Consider the following 16552-nt stretch of genomic DNA (forward strand, 5'->3'; position numbering starts at 1 on the left):
TCTTTGTCTGCGATTTGCTGTTGTAGCGTGAGATGCAGGTCTGCAGCGAAAAGATCGCCGCCTGCGCCAGCGGCTATACAAGCTGGGCGTAGATACCTGCAGGCGCTGCCGATGACTCTGTTCGTTTGATCTTCTCGCTAGCCGCCACTGCTCCGATGACCAATATTGCCGGGCTCTTCAGGCCGAAGGCGTAAGCATCCGCTTCCATTGCCATCAGATCACTACGGCATTCCCGTTGCTGTGGCAGTGACGCGTTTTCAATCATCGCCACTGGCGTATCCAGCGCGATCCCTCCGGCCAACAGCTGCTCGCGAATTTCGCTGAGCCTGGCCACTCCCATGTAAATCACCAAAGTCGTACCGCCTTGGGCCAGGGCCTGCCAGTTCAGGCTGCTGCCGTCCTGAGTATGTGCGGTCACCAGTGTTACCCCACGCGCGACTCCGCGCAGCGTCAACGGGATATCGCATTGCGTGGCTCCGGCGAGCCCGGCCGTGATGCCATTGACCAGCTCGACTTCAACCCCGCGCTCACGCAGCCACTGCGCCTCTTCACCGCCGCGCCCGAAAATGCACGGGTCACCGCCCTTGAGTCGCACCACGCATTTGCCCTGGCGCGCGTAACGCAGCATCAGACGATGGATGAACGCTTGCGGCGTGGAGCGGCAGCCACCGCGTTTACCGACAGGAATGACACGCGCCTGCTGGCAATGTTCGAGGACCGCGGTATTCACCAGATCATCGATCATCACCACATCCGCCTCTCTCAAAGCCCTTACGGCCTTGAGTGTCAGCAGTTCCGGATCACCCGGTCCCGCACCCACCAGCCAGACTTTTGCGCTCATCCTGTGTTCCTCAAATGAAATGGCAACAGCCATGAAATACCGCAAATAACAGCGCCAGATTCGCCAGCACTGACACCAGTGCCAACGTTCGCCACACCTTCAGCGGCTCACGTTCAAGCAGTGGGCGCGGGCGTACATTCAAGCTGTGTCGTTCGCCTTGTTCGATCAGTAGTAACCATTCTTCCGCCGTTTCAAAACGTTGGCCGGGATCGGCGGCAACCGCGCGTTCCAGACTTTGCGTCAACCAATCCGGCAGGTCGGGACGATAGCGACTGGCGCTGACGGGCCTGCCGAACCGTGGTCGTTGAAACGCTTCGATTTCGCCGTAGGGAAAATGCCCGGTCAGCAGGTAAAACAGGGTCACGCCGACCGCATAGAGATCCTGCTGCGGTGTCGGCACTTCGCCGCGAAACGCTTCCGGTGCAATGAAGCTGGGCGTGCCGGGGAGGGCAGAGGGTTGGTCTTCAGACAAACCGGGGCAATAGGCGAGGCCGAAGTCCAGCAAACGCAGCTCGCCATCTTCTCCCAGCAGCAGGTTCTCCGGTTTGATATCGCGGTGGAGGATCTGCCGTCGATGCAGCAGGCCGACCGCTTTGAGCAGGCGTTCGGCCAGGTCCTGCCACTGGGCCAGTGGCAGCGGGCCGGTTTGCGCGTGCAACTGCGCCAGGGTCGTCCCGGAATATTCGCGCATCACGTAGTACAAATGCTGACGCTGGCTGGCGGCATGGACTTCAGGGAAATGCCGACCGGCCACACGCTTGAGAAACCATTCTTCCGACAGCAAGGCTTGCCCGGCCTGATGATCGTCGTGCAGGTGGCCGGGCAGGGTTTTCAGCAGCCACGGTTGTTGCTGACTGTCGCGCACTCGATAGAGCAGCGACTGCTGGCTCTGGCCGCGTATCCCTTCCACCTGCCAGCCCTCGAAATCCTGTCCGGGTTTCAGGGCCGGCGGCAAAGGCCATTGCTGCAGGTGAATCAAGGCATCGCCAATACTGGTTTCACCGAGGCCATCGACCCGCACCAGCAGCGCGCTGGCGTTGTCCTGGCTGCCGGCCAGGTGCGCGGCATGCACCAGCGTCTGCGCGGCGCTATCGAGATCCGGTTGATCGCGCAGGATCGCTGCGATCGCGGTGTCACCGAGAACCGCCCAGATGCCGTCGCTGAGCAGCACGAAGCTTTCATCAAGGCGCAGTTCACCGTCGAGGAAATCCAGCACCAGGTGTTGATCCAGTCCCAGCGCTCGCTTGAGCACATGTTGCATGCCCGGTTGATCCCAGACGTGATCTTCGCTGACGCGCTGCAATTGATCGGCGTGCCAGCGATACACCCGGCAATCGCCGACGTGAGCCAACGTAAAACGCCTGCCACGCAGCACCAGAGCGCTCACCGTGGTCAGTAGCGGTTGCCCGCCACCGTTGGCCTGCAACCAGCGGTTCTGCGCCAGCAGCAGGCGATCAAGGGCTTGTGCCACGCCCCAGGTTTCCGGGGTGGCGTAGTAATCCAGTGCGAGCGCCTGCAATGTCGAACGGGCTGCCAGGCCACCATCGGCGCACTGGCTGACGCCGTCGGCGATGGCGAACAGGTAACCCTTGCTGGCCGCCAGCGCCGGGGCTGGCGTCACCAGGCGCAGGGCGTCCTGATTCTCTTCGCGAGGGCCGGTGGCGCTGGCTTCGGCGAAGCTCAGTTGCAGGCTCATTTAAGACCTCAAACCCGCGCAGCAGTCACGGCTGCCGAACCCCAGGTGGTTCTCCAGCGACGTTTCACGCCGTGCAGGCCGAACCATGCGAGCACTGCCAGGCTGGCGAACAACCACAACGCCAGCTGGTAACTGCCGGTGCTTTGCTTGATCGCTCCCATGCCTGCTGCCAGGGCAAATCCACCGATTCCGCCGGCCATGCCGATCAAACCGGTCATGACGCCGATTTCGCGGCGAAAACGCTGTGGGACCAATTGGAAAACCGCGCCGTTGCCTGCACCCAAACCGAGCATGGTGCAGACGAAAAGCGCCAGCGCCGCGTAGGAACTTGGCAAGTTGAAGCCCACGGCTGCAATGCAGATCGCTGCCACGGTGTACATCGCCAGCAAGGTGCGGATGCCACCGAAGCGATCTGCCAAAGCCCCGCCCAGTGGTCGCATCAGGCTGCCACCAAACACGCAGGCTGCGGTGTAGTAACCGGCAGTTACCGGGTTCAAGCCATATTGGTCGTTGAAATAGCCGGGCAGGGCGCTGGCCAGGCCGATGAAGCCACCGAAGGTCACGCTGTAGAAGAACATGAACCACCAGCTGTCGCGGTCGCCCAAGGCCTTGAAGTAATCGGCCATCGACTTGGCTTTCGGCCGTTCAGGGGCATTCCTGGCCAGCCAGGCGAACACGATCAGGGTCAGGATCAACGGGATCAGGGCGAAGCCGAACACGTTGCTCCAGCCGAACGCGGCCGCCAGCACCGGCGCAATCAGCGCGGCAAGGACGGTGCCTGAGTTACCGGCCCCGGCGATGCCCATCGCCTTGCCCTGGTGCTGCGGCGGATACCACTGTGACGCCAGCGGCAGGGCCACGGCGAAGGACGCGCCGGCCATGCCGAGGAACAGTCCCAGCAGCAATGCCTGTTCGTAGGTGTGGATGCCGAGTTTCCAGGCAGCGAACAGTGCGCAGATCACAATGACCTGGCCGATCAGGCCAGCGGTTTTTGGCGACAGGCGATCAGCCAGCATGCCCATGGCAAAGCGCAGTATCGCGCCGGCCAGAATCGGCGTGGCCACGACCATGCCGCGCTGTTGGGTGGTCAGCTGCAAGTCACCGGCAATCTGGACTGCCAGGGGGCCGAGCAGGTACCAGACCATGAAACTCAGGTCGAAATAGAGGAACGCCGCGAACAGGGTCGGGGTATGGCCGGATTTCCAGAAGCTTGAATTCATCGCGCACCTCAGCTGATAGGAGTCTCGAACGGGAGCCAAAACAAAAAAACGCCGCCACCTGATTTGCCCGGGGGCAAACGAGGTGAGCGACGTCTTTGTCGTAGATTGGGCAACCGCCGTTGGTTACCTGTAGGTTTTGCTAAGCGATATCTGTGCCAACAATTGAGACCGTGTCGCGGCCTCATCGCGAGCAAGCTCCCACAGGTTTTGTGGGTACCGATAAACCTGTGGGAGCGGGCTTGCCCGCGATGAGGCCCTAACAGGCAACGCAATGCCTCAACCCAACAGTTCACTCATGGCGATAATCTGCTCCGCCACCTGAATCAGCTTCTGCTGGCGGCTCATGGCCTGGCGGCGCATCAGGGTGTAGGCCTCTTCTTCGTTGCAGTCCTTCATTTTCATCAGCAGCCCCTTGGCCAGCTCTATGCGCTTGCGCTCGGCCAGTTGCTGGTCGCGGGCGTGCAGCTGCGCACGCAGGGCTTGATCGCTTTCGAAGCGCGCCATGGCGACATCCAGAATCGGCTGCAAGCGTTGGGCGTGGATGCCCTCGACGATGTAGGCACTGACCCCGGACTTGATCGCCTGGCGCATCACGCCGGGGTCGTGCTCGTCGGTAAACATCACGATGGGCCGTGGCTGGTCGCGGCTGACCAGCACCACTTGCTCCATGACGTCGCGGCTCGGTGACTCGGTATCGATCAGAATCACGTCCGGACGCACCGTTTCGACGCGCCCGGGCAGGTCGATGGTCAGGCCTGATTCGTCGATGACCTCGAAACCGGCTTCGCTAAGGGCCGCTTTCAGGCGTCCGACTTTCTTGGCAGTGTCGTTGATCAGCAGGATACGCAACATGTTCGCAGTCTCCTGTCAGCGGCTGGCGAGTCGGGGCGAGCTGTCGCTCATGGCGTGCAGTTTGAAGCTGCGGGCATAGCCGGCGGGGTCTGAACCGTCCCAGACCTTGCCGTCGATCAACTGGCTGCTGCGCATTTCTTTGCCCAGTGATGCGACACCGACGGCACTCGCCGCGTCTCGGTACACATCCAGTTGCTGAACCTGGCGGGCCACGGCGAGGTAATCCGGGTCATCGCGCAACAAGCCCCAGCGACGGAACTGGGTCATGAACCACATGCCGTCGGACAGGTACGGCAGGTTTACTTCACCTTCACCGTGCAAGCGCAGGGCGTGCGGGTCTTGCCAGCGATTGTCCAGGCCATCGTCGTAGTCGCCCAGCAGACGGGGTTCGATGCATTCGAGCGGGGCGTCGAGGTACTGCGGCGCGCTGAGCAATTGCGCGGTGCTGCGACGGTTCTCGACGCTGTCTTCGATAAAACGGCTGGCTTCAAGGATCGCCATCACCAGTGCCCGGGCGGTGTTGGGGTATTGCTCGACGAAGGCGCGAGTGCAGCCGAGGACTTTTTCCGGATGGTCGGGCCAGATGGTCTGGGTGGTGGCCAGGGTAAAACCGAGGCCCTGTTGCACCGCGCTGGCGGACCACGGCTCGCCGACGCAGAAACCGTCAATGCGCCCCGCCTGCAGGTGCGCGACCATTTGTGGCGGCGGTACCACCACGCTGTCGACCTCCAGCAACGGATGAATGCCCTGACTGGCGAGCCAGTAATACAGCCACATGGCGTGGGTGCCGGTGGGAAAGGTTTGAGCGAACGTCAGTTTTGGGCGAGTTTGGTGCACGTGCCGGTGAAGTGCCTCAGGACCGGTCACGCCAAGGCTCTGCAAACCATGGGAGAGGTTGATGCTCTGGCCGTTCTGGTTCAGGCCCATGAGTACGGCCATGTCGGTCGCCGCCACGCCGCCGATGCCCAGGTGCACGGCGTAGATCAAGCCGTACAGGCTGTGGGCGGCATCGAGTTCACCGCTCACCAGTTTGTCCCGCAGGTTGGCCCAGGACGACTGGCGCTTGAGGTTCAGCGTCAGGCCGTAGGGTTGGGCGAAGCCCTGGGTGGCGGCGACAACCACCGAGGCGCAGTCGCTCAGGGCCATGAAGCCGAGATTGATTTCGGTCTTTTCCGGGGCATCGCTGCCGTTAACCCAGGCCAGAGGGCCGGCTGATGGTTCGTTCATCAATTTCGCACCTTCAAAAAAAACGCCGCCCCAGCCCTTGAACCCGCAAGGCCGCGTGACGACGCCATTGTCCTTGCACACATTCCGTCGTTGGTCTGTGTGCTGATGCCTGAACGGGTGCAAGGCATATGCCATCCCGGGTTCATCAGCTTTACATCAGGATTCAACGCGCCATGTCTTTCATCCTGCCGACCCCTGACGTCAGGCTGCAAAGGAGGTTGGCGTGCCCATCGAATCACTTCGCGTCACAGGTTCCCCTGATGCCCGTCTCAGCGAGCGGGTGCTGCATCTGCGTGTCGGGCAATCCCCCGCGTATCTGGTCTCGCCTCAGTGTGCGAAGGCCTGCCAACTGCCCGCCGGGTGGGAAGGGTTGATCGCGATCAGCGCTGCCATCGAAGTGAGTGGCAGCGTGCAAACCCGTCCGATTCAAGAAGCGCCGCTGGTGAAGTTGCAAGTGTTCATCGATCTGGGTGAAGCGCTGGTTGACCAACCATCCGGCCATGCACCGTGGGCGGCACTGCCGATGGCTGATCCAGCCGCGCAGTCGCACAAAGCACTTGAGCGCTGGTACATCGAGCAGGCGATGGCGGGTGGCCCGGCCTATCAGGCGTTTGCCGGCGTGCTGCGCAACTGCGAGAGCTATGGGCTTGTGCGCTTCCTGCTGGAGCAGGGCACCCGCAGTGAAAAGCTGACCACGCTGGCGCAGCGGTATGGCGTCTCCGTTTCGCATTTCCGTCGCTTGTGTCGACAGGCGCTGGGGACTGCGGCCAAACCCGCCTTGCGTGGCTGGCGAACGGCCCAGGCACTGCTGAACATGAGCCAGCAGGACGGCTCCCTGACGGATGTCGCGCTGGAGTTCGGTTTCGCCTCCTCTTCGCATTTCTCCAAGGAAATCCGCGAGCTGGTGGGCTTCACGCCCAGCAGTCTGGCCGATATTACCTACCTTCCAGGCAAGTGAGCCGATGAACTGCCGATTGTTCTCATTACCCCTTTTACCCGTTTGCCTGAGCGCTGCATTGCTGCTCGCACCGGTTGCCGCGCAGTCCGCAATCTATCAGTTCGAGGCCCGTGAACAGAGCGCGCGTACGTTTTTCAGTGAGCTGTCGGGGCCGCTGGGCAAACCGGTGATCGTCAGCAAGGCCGCCGCGGCCAAGCGGGTTTCCGGAACGTTCGATTTGCTCACGCCACTGCGGACCTTTGAGCGGATCAGCTTGCAGATGGGCCTGATCTGGTACACCGATGGCCAGGCGATTTACCTGTACGACGCCTCGGAATTCAAAAGCTCAATGATGTCGCTGCAGACGCTCACCGTTGCCAGGCTCCAGGCATTTCTCGAACGTTCCGGACTGCACGACAAGCGTTACCCGTTGCGCCACGACGGTCTGCGCACGTTCCATGTGTCGGGCCCGCCGATGTACGTCGACCTGGTGGTGCAAGCGGCCGGGATGATGGGTAACCAGCGCTCGGAACTGTTGCTGGGCAAGCAGCAGATCGGCGTTATCCAGGTGCGCAACACCTTTGTCAGCGATCGCAAATACGAGCTGCGCGATGACAAGGTGACCATCCCCGGCCTGGCCACCGTGATTGAACAATTGCTGCGCGGCGAAAAACGCGAGGTCGAACCGTCGGTGGCCCAGGCCGTTGCGCCACGACCGCAAGGCCTGATGCCGGCGTTTCCCCTGGAAGGCCTGGCGAGTGCGCCTTCGGATCAAGACCCGGTCGCGCCGCGCGTTATTGCGCGGGATGTGGCCGCCGGAAATATTCGGGTGGTGGCTTATCCCGACACCAACAGCCTATTGGTCAAGGGTTTGCCGGAGCAAGTGCGTTTCATCGAGAACCTGGTGAGTGCGCTCGACAGGCCCAAACGCCACGTGGAGCTGTCGTTGTGGATCATCGATCTGCACAAGGACGAACTCAATCAACTGGGCATCAATTGGCAGGGCACCGTGAATTCGGGCGGGGCTTTTTCCGCCTCGCTCAATGCGGGCTCGGCGACCACCCTCGATGGCGCTTCGTTCGTGACCCAGGTCATGGCGCTGGAACGGACCAACCGCGCCAACGTGGTTTCGCGACCGGTGATCCTGACCCAGGAAAACGTGCCGGCGATCTTCGACAACAACCGCACGTTCTATGCGCCACTGGTGGGGGAGCGCAGTGTCGATTTGCAGCACGTGACCTACGGCACGCTGGTCAGTGTCCTGCCGCGTTTCGCCAAGGCCGACGAGGTGGAAATGTCGCTCAATATCGAAGACGGCAATGAAGTGGAAAACCCCGGCCAGGGTGAGCGCCCGAACGCACTGCCCACGGTCGGGCGCACGCGGATCAACACAGTGGCGCGGGTGCCCCAGGGCAAGAGTCTGTTGGTGGGCGGTTTCACCCGCGATGACCACAGCGAGCAAATCGGGCGGATACCGGTACTGGGTTCGATTCCATGGATCGGACGCTTGTTCAGCTATCGCCAGAACCGCTCGGCCAACACGGTGCGCGTCTTCCTGATTCAACCCAAGGAAATTCTCGACGCCCTTGAACCCGTCACGGAGCCGGCCCCGCAACCACTCACCCCGCAGCAGCATGAGCGTGTGCGTCGATCGTACTTGCGGGCTGCACAAAGATGATCCTGCCACCGGTTTCCACGGGTGGGCGGGCGGCCCAGGCACGGCTGAATGCCGAGAAAGCCGCTGAACAACCAGCACCGCAGGCAGATGCGGACCTTGATCTGGACGACAGCGGAACGGCGGCGGCTGCGCAGCGGTTGGTCCAGATCAGCGACGAAATGTCGGCGGCGTTGGCGCAGTTTCGTAGCCGGCGGCATTTCGAGCTCAAGTCGGACGCCCTGACCGACAACTTCGAACGCGTGCTCGATGACGACACGCAGCCCAAGGTGCAGCGGATACTCAGCCTGGCACGGCTGGCGGACAAACCTGTCACCTGGCTGTTGCAGCAATTGCGCGGGTTGTTCCCGGATGACAGCGATCTGGTGTTGGTCCTGCGGGAATTGTTGCGCCGCAAACGGCTGGATGCCGGGTCGCGTCGGCGGCTCGAACGGGCATTGCAGGCGGCGCTCGCCGAGGCCTCGCCCAAGCGAATGAATGCCGGCATCAACACCGCCCTCAAAGCCCGGATGTTTGGTGCGAGCATGGCTGTGCGTGCGGGTTTGCTGCGCGAAACCTATCGGGATTTTCTCGAGTCCGACGACGGCCCGGTCAGTTGCTACCAGGACTGGATTGCCTTGTACGGTGCACCAAAACGCATGAGCGTGCTGCTGTTTATCGAAGACGCCTTGCTCACTGACATCAGTGCCCAGGACCCGAGTTGCTCGCGCGCGGAGTTTGGTGACCTGCTGGCCAGGCTGGCCGACCTCAAGCGCCTGCGATCAGCCGATGGCCTGTTCATCGGCAGCCTGCTCGGCGATGAACTCATCTGCCGGCACAACCCCGAGGAATCCGACTGGCTGGTATTGCTCATGGGGCTGCTGACCTACCCCGACGAACTCGATCAGTTGTTGCTCGGCGCACTGGGTGAACGCCTGTTGCTGAGCCCTCACCGTGAGCGCGGGACCGTGCTGCAAACGCTGCGCCGTCTCAGTCTGCAATTGCCGTTGCCGCTGTTTGTCGATGAAGCGGCGCCGCAGCGTCTGGCCGAACAGTTCACGCGCCTGGCTGACATTGCCTACGCCCATGAATGTATTGAACGACGACGTCTCTGCGGTTGCCCATGACGTTTTCCCGGAACTGACCTGCCATGCTCAATGTATTTTTACGCAATGTCAGCGCTCGCCCGGAGCTGCTGATTCTGTCATTGATGGTGATGATCATCGCCATGCTGATCATTCCCTTGCCGACGGTGCTGGTGGATTTTCTGATTGGCTTGAACATCATCATTTCGTTGCTGGTGTTCATGGGCTCTTTTTACATCGAGCGCATCCTCAACTATTCGACATTCCCGGCCCTGCTGCTGTTGACCACGTTGTTTCGCCTGGCGCTGTCGATCAGCACCAGCCGCCTGATCCTCAGCCAGGCCGATGCGGGCGAGATCATCGCTTCGTTCGGTGAGTTCGTGATCGGCGAAAGCCTGGTGGTGGGTTTCGTGATTTTTTCCATCGTTACCATTGTCCAGTTCATCGTGATCACCAAAGGTTCGGAGCGGGTTGCCGAAGTGGCAGCACGCTTCTCCCTGGACGGCATGCCGGGTAAACAGATGAGCATCGACGGTGACCTGAAAGCGGGCGCCATCACCGCCGAAGAAGCCCGGGAAAAACGTAGCGTACTGGAGCGCGAGAGCCAGTTGTACGGCTCCTTCGACGGGGCGATGAAGTTCATCAAGGGCGATGCGATTGCCGGCATCATCATTATTTTCGTCAACTTCATCGGCGGCATGGCCATTGGTGTCGGGCAAATGGGCATGGACATGTCCACCGCGCTGTCGACCTACACCTTGCTGACCATCGGCGACGGCCTGGTGGCGCAGATTCCGGCGTTGCTGATTGCCATCGGTGCCGGTTTCATCGTCACCCGCGTCAACGGCGATGACAGCAACCTGGGGCGCAACATGCTTGCGCAAATGCTCGGTAACCCATTCGTTCTGGGGGTGACCGCACTGCTGGCGGTGGGCGTCGGTCTGCTGCCCGGCTTTCCGCTGTTAACGTTTTTGTCGATTGCCAGCGTGCTGGGGCTGGTGGTGTTCATGCGCCATCGAAAATCCTCCAGAGCCGCCGGACAGGGTGAAAGTCGCGCTGCACCTGCTGGCCAGGACGCGCTGCAACCCGAGTCGGGATTGCTCGATGAAGTCGACAACGTCGCCACCGAAACCGTTGCCCTGATGTTGCTGGTGCCGACATCGCGCCTGGAAGAATTGACCAGGGCGCGCTGGGCGGCGCGCTTTCGCAGCCAGTTTTTCGTCGACTACGGCTTGCGCATTCCTGAACCGCAGCTTCGTGCCAGCGACGCATTGCCGGCCTCTCAAGTCGCTGTGCTGATCAATGAAGTCCGTGCCGAGCAGTTCGATATCCATTTCGATCACTGGCGATTGCTCGACTATTCGCCGGAGCTGGAAGCCTTGGGTTTTGCCTTGGTGCGCGGCAATGACAGCAATCGTCTGGGCGGTGTCTGGGTCAACGCCACTGACCGCGAGCGGGTGCAACAGTTGGGCTATCACCTGCGTCCCGCTGACGAAGAATGCTACCGCTGCCTGGTCACGCTGCTGGCGCGCAATATCCAGGAGTTTTTCGGCGTGCAGGAAACCAAGCAACTGCTCGACGAAATGGAAGCGCGCTACCCCGACCTGCTCAAGGAGGTCTATCGCCACGTCACCGTGCAGAAGATCGCCGAAGTGCTGCAGCGGCTGATTGGCGAGCGCATTTCCGTGCGCAACATGAAGCTCATTCTCGAATCTCTGGCCCATTGGGCATCGCGGGAAAAGGACGTGCTGGCGCTGGTTGAACACGTTCGCGGCACGATGGCCCGCTACATCAGCAACAAATTTGCCCAAGGCAATGACCTGCGTGTGCTGCTGTTGTCACCGGAGTTCGAAGAGGTGGTGCGGCGCGGGATTCGGCAAACCTCGGGCGGCAGCTTCATCAACCTGGACCCGGCCGAGTCGGAAGAGCTGATGGACCGGCTGAGTGTCGGCCTGGACAACCTGCACATTGCGCAAAAAGACATGGTGCTGCTGTGTTCGATCGATGTGCGGCGCTACATCAAGAAACTCATCGAGGGACGCTTCCGGGAGCTGGACGTGATGTCGTTCGGCGAAATCTCCGAGACCGTTTCCGTCAATGTTCTCAAAACGCTGTAAGGAAAACCTGTACATGATTCCGATGGACATCGCTGATCTATTGCGCGAGGCGCTGCGTCACAGTGGCTGCGAAGACAATCAGATAGGGCACTTCGACAGTCACAGCACCATAGAGATGCAAATGAAAAACCTGCCCGATATCAGCGTGGCGGTGGTCGAAGGCGATGTCTGGGTCTGGGCGGCGGTCGCAGAGGCGAGCCCGAATGTGATGAACCATTGCGCCTTCGAGCTGATGCAGTTTTTGCTCGAAGGCAATGCGTTTTCCCGCACCGGGCAATTGCATCTTTGCGTGGTGCAGGAGCGCCTTGAACTGCGATTGATGGCCAATGCTCACGCCTTGAGCGATGCCCCGCACTTCGCCCAGGCCCTCGATGGTTTCGTGCAGGCCACCGAAACGCTGTGCGAGCTCTTGCGCCGATGACCCTCCGGCTGGAACGGCATGCGGCTCATCCCCTGCGCTTGAACGGGCCCTTGATCGAAGCGGCGCTGGGCGATGTTGTGATTGGCGAGGTCTGCGAAGTCCGTCGCCATTGGCGCTTGCCCGGGCTCGCGGCGAGGGCGCAGGTCATTGGCTTCAAGCCTGGCTCGGTGTTGCTCAGTTTGCTCGGTGACGCCAAAGGCTTGTCCAGGCAATCAATGATCGTGCCGACGGGCGCGACGCTGCAACTGACCTGCAGTGACGCGTTGCTCGGTAGCGTGGTCGATCCCCAGGGCAACATCGTCGAGCGCCTGGCACCGTCAACGGCGGTTGCCCGGCAAGACTATCCCGTGGATGCTGACCCGCCGTCCTACCAGCAGCGGCGCCCGGTGGCGGCACCATTGCGTACCGGCATTCGCGTCATCGACGGTTTGCTGACCTGCGGTGTCGGTCAGCGCATCGGCATTTTTGCAGCCGCGGGCTCCGGTAAAACCACCTTGATCAACATGCTGATCAACCACACCGAGGCTGACGTTTTTGTCATCGGCCTGATCGGCGAACGCGGGCGTGAGGTGACCGAGTTCATCGAGCATTTGCGCCAGTCCGAAAAACGCTCCCGGTGTGTGGTGGTGTTTGCTACGTCGGATTTTTCCTCGGTCGATCGTTGCAACTCGGCCCTTCAGGCCACGGCCATCGCCGAGTACTTCCGCGACCAGGGCCAGCGCGTGGTGTTGTTGCTGGACTCGTTGACGCGTTATGCCCGGGCTCGGCGCGACCTGGCCCTGGCGGCCGGTGAAGCACCGGCGCGGCGCGGCTATCCGGCCTCGGTGTTCGATGCCTTGCCGCGCTTGCTGGAGCGACCGGGTGTGACCGGCTCCGGCAGCATCACGGCCTGGTACACCGTTTTGCTGGAAAGCGACGATGAGCCGGACCCGATTGCCGAAGAGATCCGCTCCATTCTTGATGGCCACATTTACCTCAGCCGCGCCCTGGCAGCCAAAGGTCATTACCCGGCAATCGATGTGCTGCACAGCGTCAGTCGCGTGGCAACTCAGGTCACCACGCCACAGTTGCAGCAACTGGCGGCGTCGACCCGCGAAACCCTGGCGCGCCTTGAGCAGTTGCAGATTTTCCTCGACATGGGCGAGTACACCCAGGGCGCAGACGCCGCCAACGACCACGCCCTGCAGCGCCGCGAAGCCCTCACCCAATGGCTGCGTCAGCCGACGCACGAATGCTGCGAACCGGACGAAACCCTGCGGAGTTTGCATGAACTCCTTGGCTGATCGGCGGCGCCTGTTGGCGTTCAGTCAGTTCCGTCGGCAACGCGGCGAACAAGCGTTGCTGCGTACCCAGCAGCAACTGCAACCGCTGCTGCGGGAACGGGCCGGTTTCGACGGGCAAGAGGCGTCGCTGCAACGTTTGTTGGCCAGTCATCGGGCGAACGACTGCGTGCTGGATCACGGACAACTGTTGGCGCTGTTGCGCAGGCAGGCCGTGATCCGTCGCCAGCTCGATCTGTTGCGTGTCGAGCGTGACCGCGTGGATCAGCAGTGCCGGCAGGTCGAGCAACAGTTGCAAGCACAGCGCGAGCAATTGCGTTCCCTGCAGTGCAAACACGACAAATACCAACGGTCTGTCCAGCAACTGTTGCGCGTGCAAAGGCTGGAGCAGGTGCGCCGGGAAGAAAGAGAGATAGAAGAGATGAGCGGAGTGCGGCGATGAGCGATGTATCAGTCATTTCACCTATGCCGGTTCAAGTCCTGGATCCGGTTACCGACGGTTCGACGGATGAACTGCGGGACACGCTGGTACCGGTGCAGGAGGAGGATCTGCCGCAAGGTGTGCTGGATCTTCTGGCGGCGCTGATTCAGCGTCAACGAACGACAATGAAAATGGACGGCGCGCAGGCATCGCAATTATTGAACGGCGTCCATGAGACGGCGGATGCAGTGCACGACAAAGCACCACCGTCTGTTCCGCTGGCGACGATTTACTCGCAAGCTGACCGACCGATCCAGCCACTGCCCCCTCAGCTGAAGGCGGCTATTGAGCCTTCCGTCGACAGGGTGGAAATGCCTGTGCCGGGGAAGGTCGGGGACACCGATGCGAACCCGCGTCGACCAACTCAGCCACCAGGCCCGTCAATCGAACGCGTGACGAGTGTGGCGGCACTGCCGTTGTCCGAACGTACGTCGAGTACCAAGGAATCGCCGCCTGCCGAACGGGCCACCCATCCGGTTAGCGCTGAGCCGCCTTTGCCGCAAGCACTGCAACTGCCGCCCGCCACCACCCGTCACGCGGTAACGGGTTCACCACCGACTGCCCCGGCCGCCCCGACACTGCGACCCGTTCCGCCTGCCGATATGACGCTCGAAACCTTGCCGGGCACGGACCGTGGCCTGCTGCAAGTGCCGTTCAACAAAGGCACCGCCAGCGGGCAAGTCACGATCAGTCGAGTGCCGGACGAACCCACCCGCAGCCTGCAACTGAGCCCCAGCAATGGCCTGGTCTTTGATCAGCTAAAAGTGCCATTTGATCAGCTGCGTGAACCGGTCTGGCGACTGACTGACAGTGGCGGCGAGCAACAGCGGCAGGGCTCACAGCAGTCGCCGGAAGACGAGCAGAGCGAGCAGTCAGAGCTTCCGGCATGAGCGCACTGAAGTTGCGCCAGGTCGATCCGGCGGCTCATGCCCGCGCGCGGTCGGTCGAGCGCTGGCGAGGTGCCGGCCATGACGCTGGTTGCGAGTGTCTGCAACGCATGCCCGGCTATTTGCGATTTAGCGCGGGGTGCGAAGGAGGGGGGTGGAACGGTCTGATCCTGGCCCGCGAATGGTTACACCACTCGCTCCCGCAGTTGCAGGCGCTGCTGACGGTCGAGACCCCGTTGACGAGCATTGCCGGGCTGTTCCGGGCAGTGCCACGGCCGTTACTGCTGGCGCTGGACGAGTTGCACTACCAAACGCTGAGCGATGTCGCGCTGGTCGATCCACTGGTGTTGCCGACCCACAGTGTGCCGTGGCTGGAAACGCCTCAGGGGCGGGTTTGGGTCACGCGGTTGCCAGTGGCTCGTGCCGTCGGCGAACCCGGGAACTCCAGCGCCTGGCTGAGTGATTTGCCGCTGTGCCTGACGCTGAAACTGGGTGTCAGTCACCTCGACCCTGCGAGCCGGATCCGACTGAACGAAGGCGATGTCCTGCGCATCACCCAGCGCGCTCAACACGGCTTCGTGGCGCAGCGATGCATCGGCGCTTTTACCTTTACTGAACAAGGACTACTCATGCAATCGACTGATACCGATGCTCATTCGCAGGCCGTGATCGAAGCCGCTGCGCAGGTCGGGCTGGACGCTTTATCCGTGCGTTTGGAGTTCATTCTCGCGACCCATGACATCGACCTCGCCACGCTGTCGCAGACAGTCGATGGGCAACTGATTCCACTGGCCGACGATGCCGCGCGACACATCGAGGTTCGCGCCAATGGCAAGCGCGTCGCCCGGGGCGAGCTGGTGCAGCTGGACGGGCAATTGGGTGTCGAGTTGATCGAGGTCTATCGGGACACGTTTTCGGAACAGTCGCGATGAACGATGTTTCACTGATTGCCCTGCTGGCCTTCGCTTCGCTGTTACCGTTTCTGGTGGCGGCCGGCACCTGCTACATCAAATTTTCCATAGTCTTTGTCATCGTGCGTAACGCCCTGGGCTTGCAGCAGGTGCCGTCGAACATGGCCCTCAATGCGATTGCCTTGATGCTGGCGATTTTCGTGATGACGCCGGTGATGAAACAAGGCTATGGCTATTACAAGGAAGAGCAGGTGGCCTTTACCGATATCGGGTCGGTGGTGAATTTCGCCGAGAACGGGTTGGGGGGCTACAAGGAATACCTGCGCAAATACACCGACCCGGAGCTGGCGCTGTTTTTCGAGCGTGCCCAAGCGGTTCAGAGTGAAACCGACGCCGGGCTGCCCGCCGATGAAGCACTCACGCCGTCGCTGTTTTCCCTGTTGCCGGCCTACGCGCTGAGTGAAATCAAAAGCGCCTTCAAGATCGGCTTCTATCTGTACTTGCCGTTCGTCATCGTTGATCTGGTGATCTCCAGCATTCTGCTGGCGCTGGGCATGATGATGATGAGCCCGGTGATCATTTCGGTGCCGATCAAACTGGTGTTGTTTGTGGCACTGGACGGCTGGGCGTTGCTGTCGACCGGACTGGTCAAGCAATACCTGACCTTGCTGGCGTAGGAGCGGCCGATGAACGATCTGGTCTATGCCGGCAACAAAACCCTGTACCTGATTCTGTTGATGGTGGCCTGGCCGATCATTGTCGCCACGGTGGTTGGCCTGGTGGTCGGCTTGATCCAGACCGTGACGCAGTTGCAGGAGCAGACCCTGCCGTTCGGTTTCAAGCTGCTGGCCGTCGCCGCGTGCCTGTTCCTGCTGTCGGGTTGGTATGGGGAAACCCTGCTCGATTTCAGCCGCGAAGTCATCCGCCTGGCGCTGGGCTAGCG

The 16552-nt window shown here is 61.5% G+C and carries 16 protein-coding genes; 11 read left to right on the forward strand and 5 right to left on the reverse strand.

Going from position 1 to position 16552, the window contains the following annotated elements; translation table 11 throughout:
- Window positions 1-73: 73 nt before the first annotated feature.
- From cobA to M5G20_RS00185, 5 genes are all read right to left on the reverse strand, one after another.
- Window positions 74-841 carry a uroporphyrinogen-III C-methyltransferase gene (gene cobA, locus M5G20_RS00165; RefSeq protein ID WP_273917379.1) on the reverse strand — a complete coding sequence of 256 codons (768 nt, stop codon included), beginning with the start codon at window positions 839-841 and terminating at the stop codon, window positions 74-76.
- Between the two features lie 10 nt (window positions 842-851).
- A complete protein-coding gene (locus M5G20_RS00170; RefSeq protein WP_273917380.1) occupies window positions 852-2537 on the reverse strand; it encodes a bifunctional protein-serine/threonine kinase/phosphatase in 1686 nt (561 codons plus the stop codon).
- A gap of 8 nt (window positions 2538-2545) precedes the next feature.
- On the reverse strand, window positions 2546-3757 hold the full coding sequence (locus M5G20_RS00175; RefSeq protein WP_273917381.1) for a nitrate/nitrite transporter: 1212 nt from the start codon (window positions 3755-3757) through the stop codon (window positions 2546-2548).
- Between the two features lie 276 nt (window positions 3758-4033).
- On the reverse strand, window positions 4034-4609 hold the full coding sequence (locus M5G20_RS00180) for an ANTAR domain-containing response regulator (protein WP_273917382.1): 576 nt from the start codon (window positions 4607-4609) through the stop codon (window positions 4034-4036).
- Between the two features lie 15 nt (window positions 4610-4624).
- Window positions 4625-5836 (reverse strand): CmpA/NrtA family ABC transporter substrate-binding protein, encoded by a 1212-nt coding sequence (locus M5G20_RS00185; protein ID WP_273917383.1) that lies wholly within the window; start codon window positions 5834-5836, stop codon window positions 4625-4627.
- Window positions 5837-6059: 223 nt separating this feature from the next.
- Here M5G20_RS00185 and M5G20_RS00190 point away from each other — a divergent pair, with 223 nt between their 5' ends.
- From M5G20_RS00190 to M5G20_RS00240, 11 genes are read left to right on the forward strand one after another with little or no spacing between them, the layout of a single operon-like run.
- Window positions 6060-6794: a helix-turn-helix domain-containing protein gene (locus M5G20_RS00190; RefSeq protein WP_273917384.1), complete on the forward strand. Its 735-nt coding sequence runs from the start codon at window positions 6060-6062 to the stop codon at window positions 6792-6794.
- A 4-nt stretch (window positions 6795-6798) separates the two neighbouring features.
- Window positions 6799-8451 (forward strand): type III secretion system outer membrane ring subunit SctC, encoded by a 1653-nt coding sequence (gene sctC, locus M5G20_RS00195; protein WP_273917385.1) that lies wholly within the window; start codon window positions 6799-6801, stop codon window positions 8449-8451.
- Entirely contained in the window at window positions 8448-9554 is a 1107-nt protein-coding gene (gene sctW / locus M5G20_RS00200; protein WP_273917386.1) for a type III secretion system gatekeeper subunit SctW, read from the forward strand. The genes sctC and sctW overlap by 4 nt, the downstream gene beginning before the upstream one ends.
- Before the next feature lie 23 nt (window positions 9555-9577).
- Window positions 9578-11629 carry an EscV/YscV/HrcV family type III secretion system export apparatus protein gene (locus M5G20_RS00205; RefSeq protein ID WP_273917387.1) on the forward strand — a complete coding sequence of 684 codons (2052 nt, stop codon included), beginning with the start codon at window positions 9578-9580 and terminating at the stop codon, window positions 11627-11629.
- Window positions 11630-11642: 13 nt separating this feature from the next.
- On the forward strand, window positions 11643-12050 hold the full coding sequence (locus M5G20_RS00210) for an Invasion protein B family (RefSeq protein ID WP_273917388.1): 408 nt from the start codon (window positions 11643-11645) through the stop codon (window positions 12048-12050).
- On the forward strand, window positions 12047-13333 hold the full coding sequence (gene sctN, locus M5G20_RS00215) for a type III secretion system ATPase SctN (RefSeq protein WP_273917389.1): 1287 nt from the start codon (window positions 12047-12049) through the stop codon (window positions 13331-13333). The genes M5G20_RS00210 and sctN overlap by 4 nt, the downstream gene beginning before the upstream one ends.
- Entirely contained in the window at window positions 13317-13772 is a 456-nt protein-coding gene (locus M5G20_RS00220; RefSeq protein ID WP_273917390.1) for a type III secretion protein, read from the forward strand. Before sctN ends, M5G20_RS00220 begins: the two co-directional genes overlap by 17 nt.
- Window positions 13769-14701, forward strand: a complete 933-nt coding sequence (locus M5G20_RS00225; RefSeq protein WP_273917391.1) for a SpaN/EivJ family type III secretion system needle length determinant — start codon at window positions 13769-13771, stop codon at window positions 14699-14701. The genes M5G20_RS00220 and M5G20_RS00225 overlap by 4 nt, the downstream gene beginning before the upstream one ends.
- On the forward strand, window positions 14698-15630 hold the full coding sequence (locus M5G20_RS00230; RefSeq protein WP_273917392.1) for a FliM/FliN family flagellar motor switch protein: 933 nt from the start codon (window positions 14698-14700) through the stop codon (window positions 15628-15630). Before M5G20_RS00225 ends, M5G20_RS00230 begins: the two co-directional genes overlap by 4 nt.
- Window positions 15627-16286 carry an EscR/YscR/HrcR family type III secretion system export apparatus protein gene (locus M5G20_RS00235; RefSeq protein WP_273917393.1) on the forward strand — a complete coding sequence of 220 codons (660 nt, stop codon included), beginning with the start codon at window positions 15627-15629 and terminating at the stop codon, window positions 16284-16286. The genes M5G20_RS00230 and M5G20_RS00235 overlap by 4 nt, the downstream gene beginning before the upstream one ends.
- A gap of 9 nt (window positions 16287-16295) precedes the next feature.
- Window positions 16296-16550: an EscS/YscS/HrcS family type III secretion system export apparatus protein gene (locus M5G20_RS00240; RefSeq protein ID WP_020795892.1), complete on the forward strand. Its 255-nt coding sequence runs from the start codon at window positions 16296-16298 to the stop codon at window positions 16548-16550.
- The last annotated feature ends 2 nt before the right edge of the window (window positions 16551-16552 follow it).

Origin of the sequence: Pseudomonas sp. TNT2022 ID1044, from assembly GCF_028656895.1 — a bacterium.
Classification (GTDB): domain Bacteria; phylum Pseudomonadota; class Gammaproteobacteria; order Pseudomonadales; family Pseudomonadaceae; genus Aquipseudomonas; species Aquipseudomonas reinekei.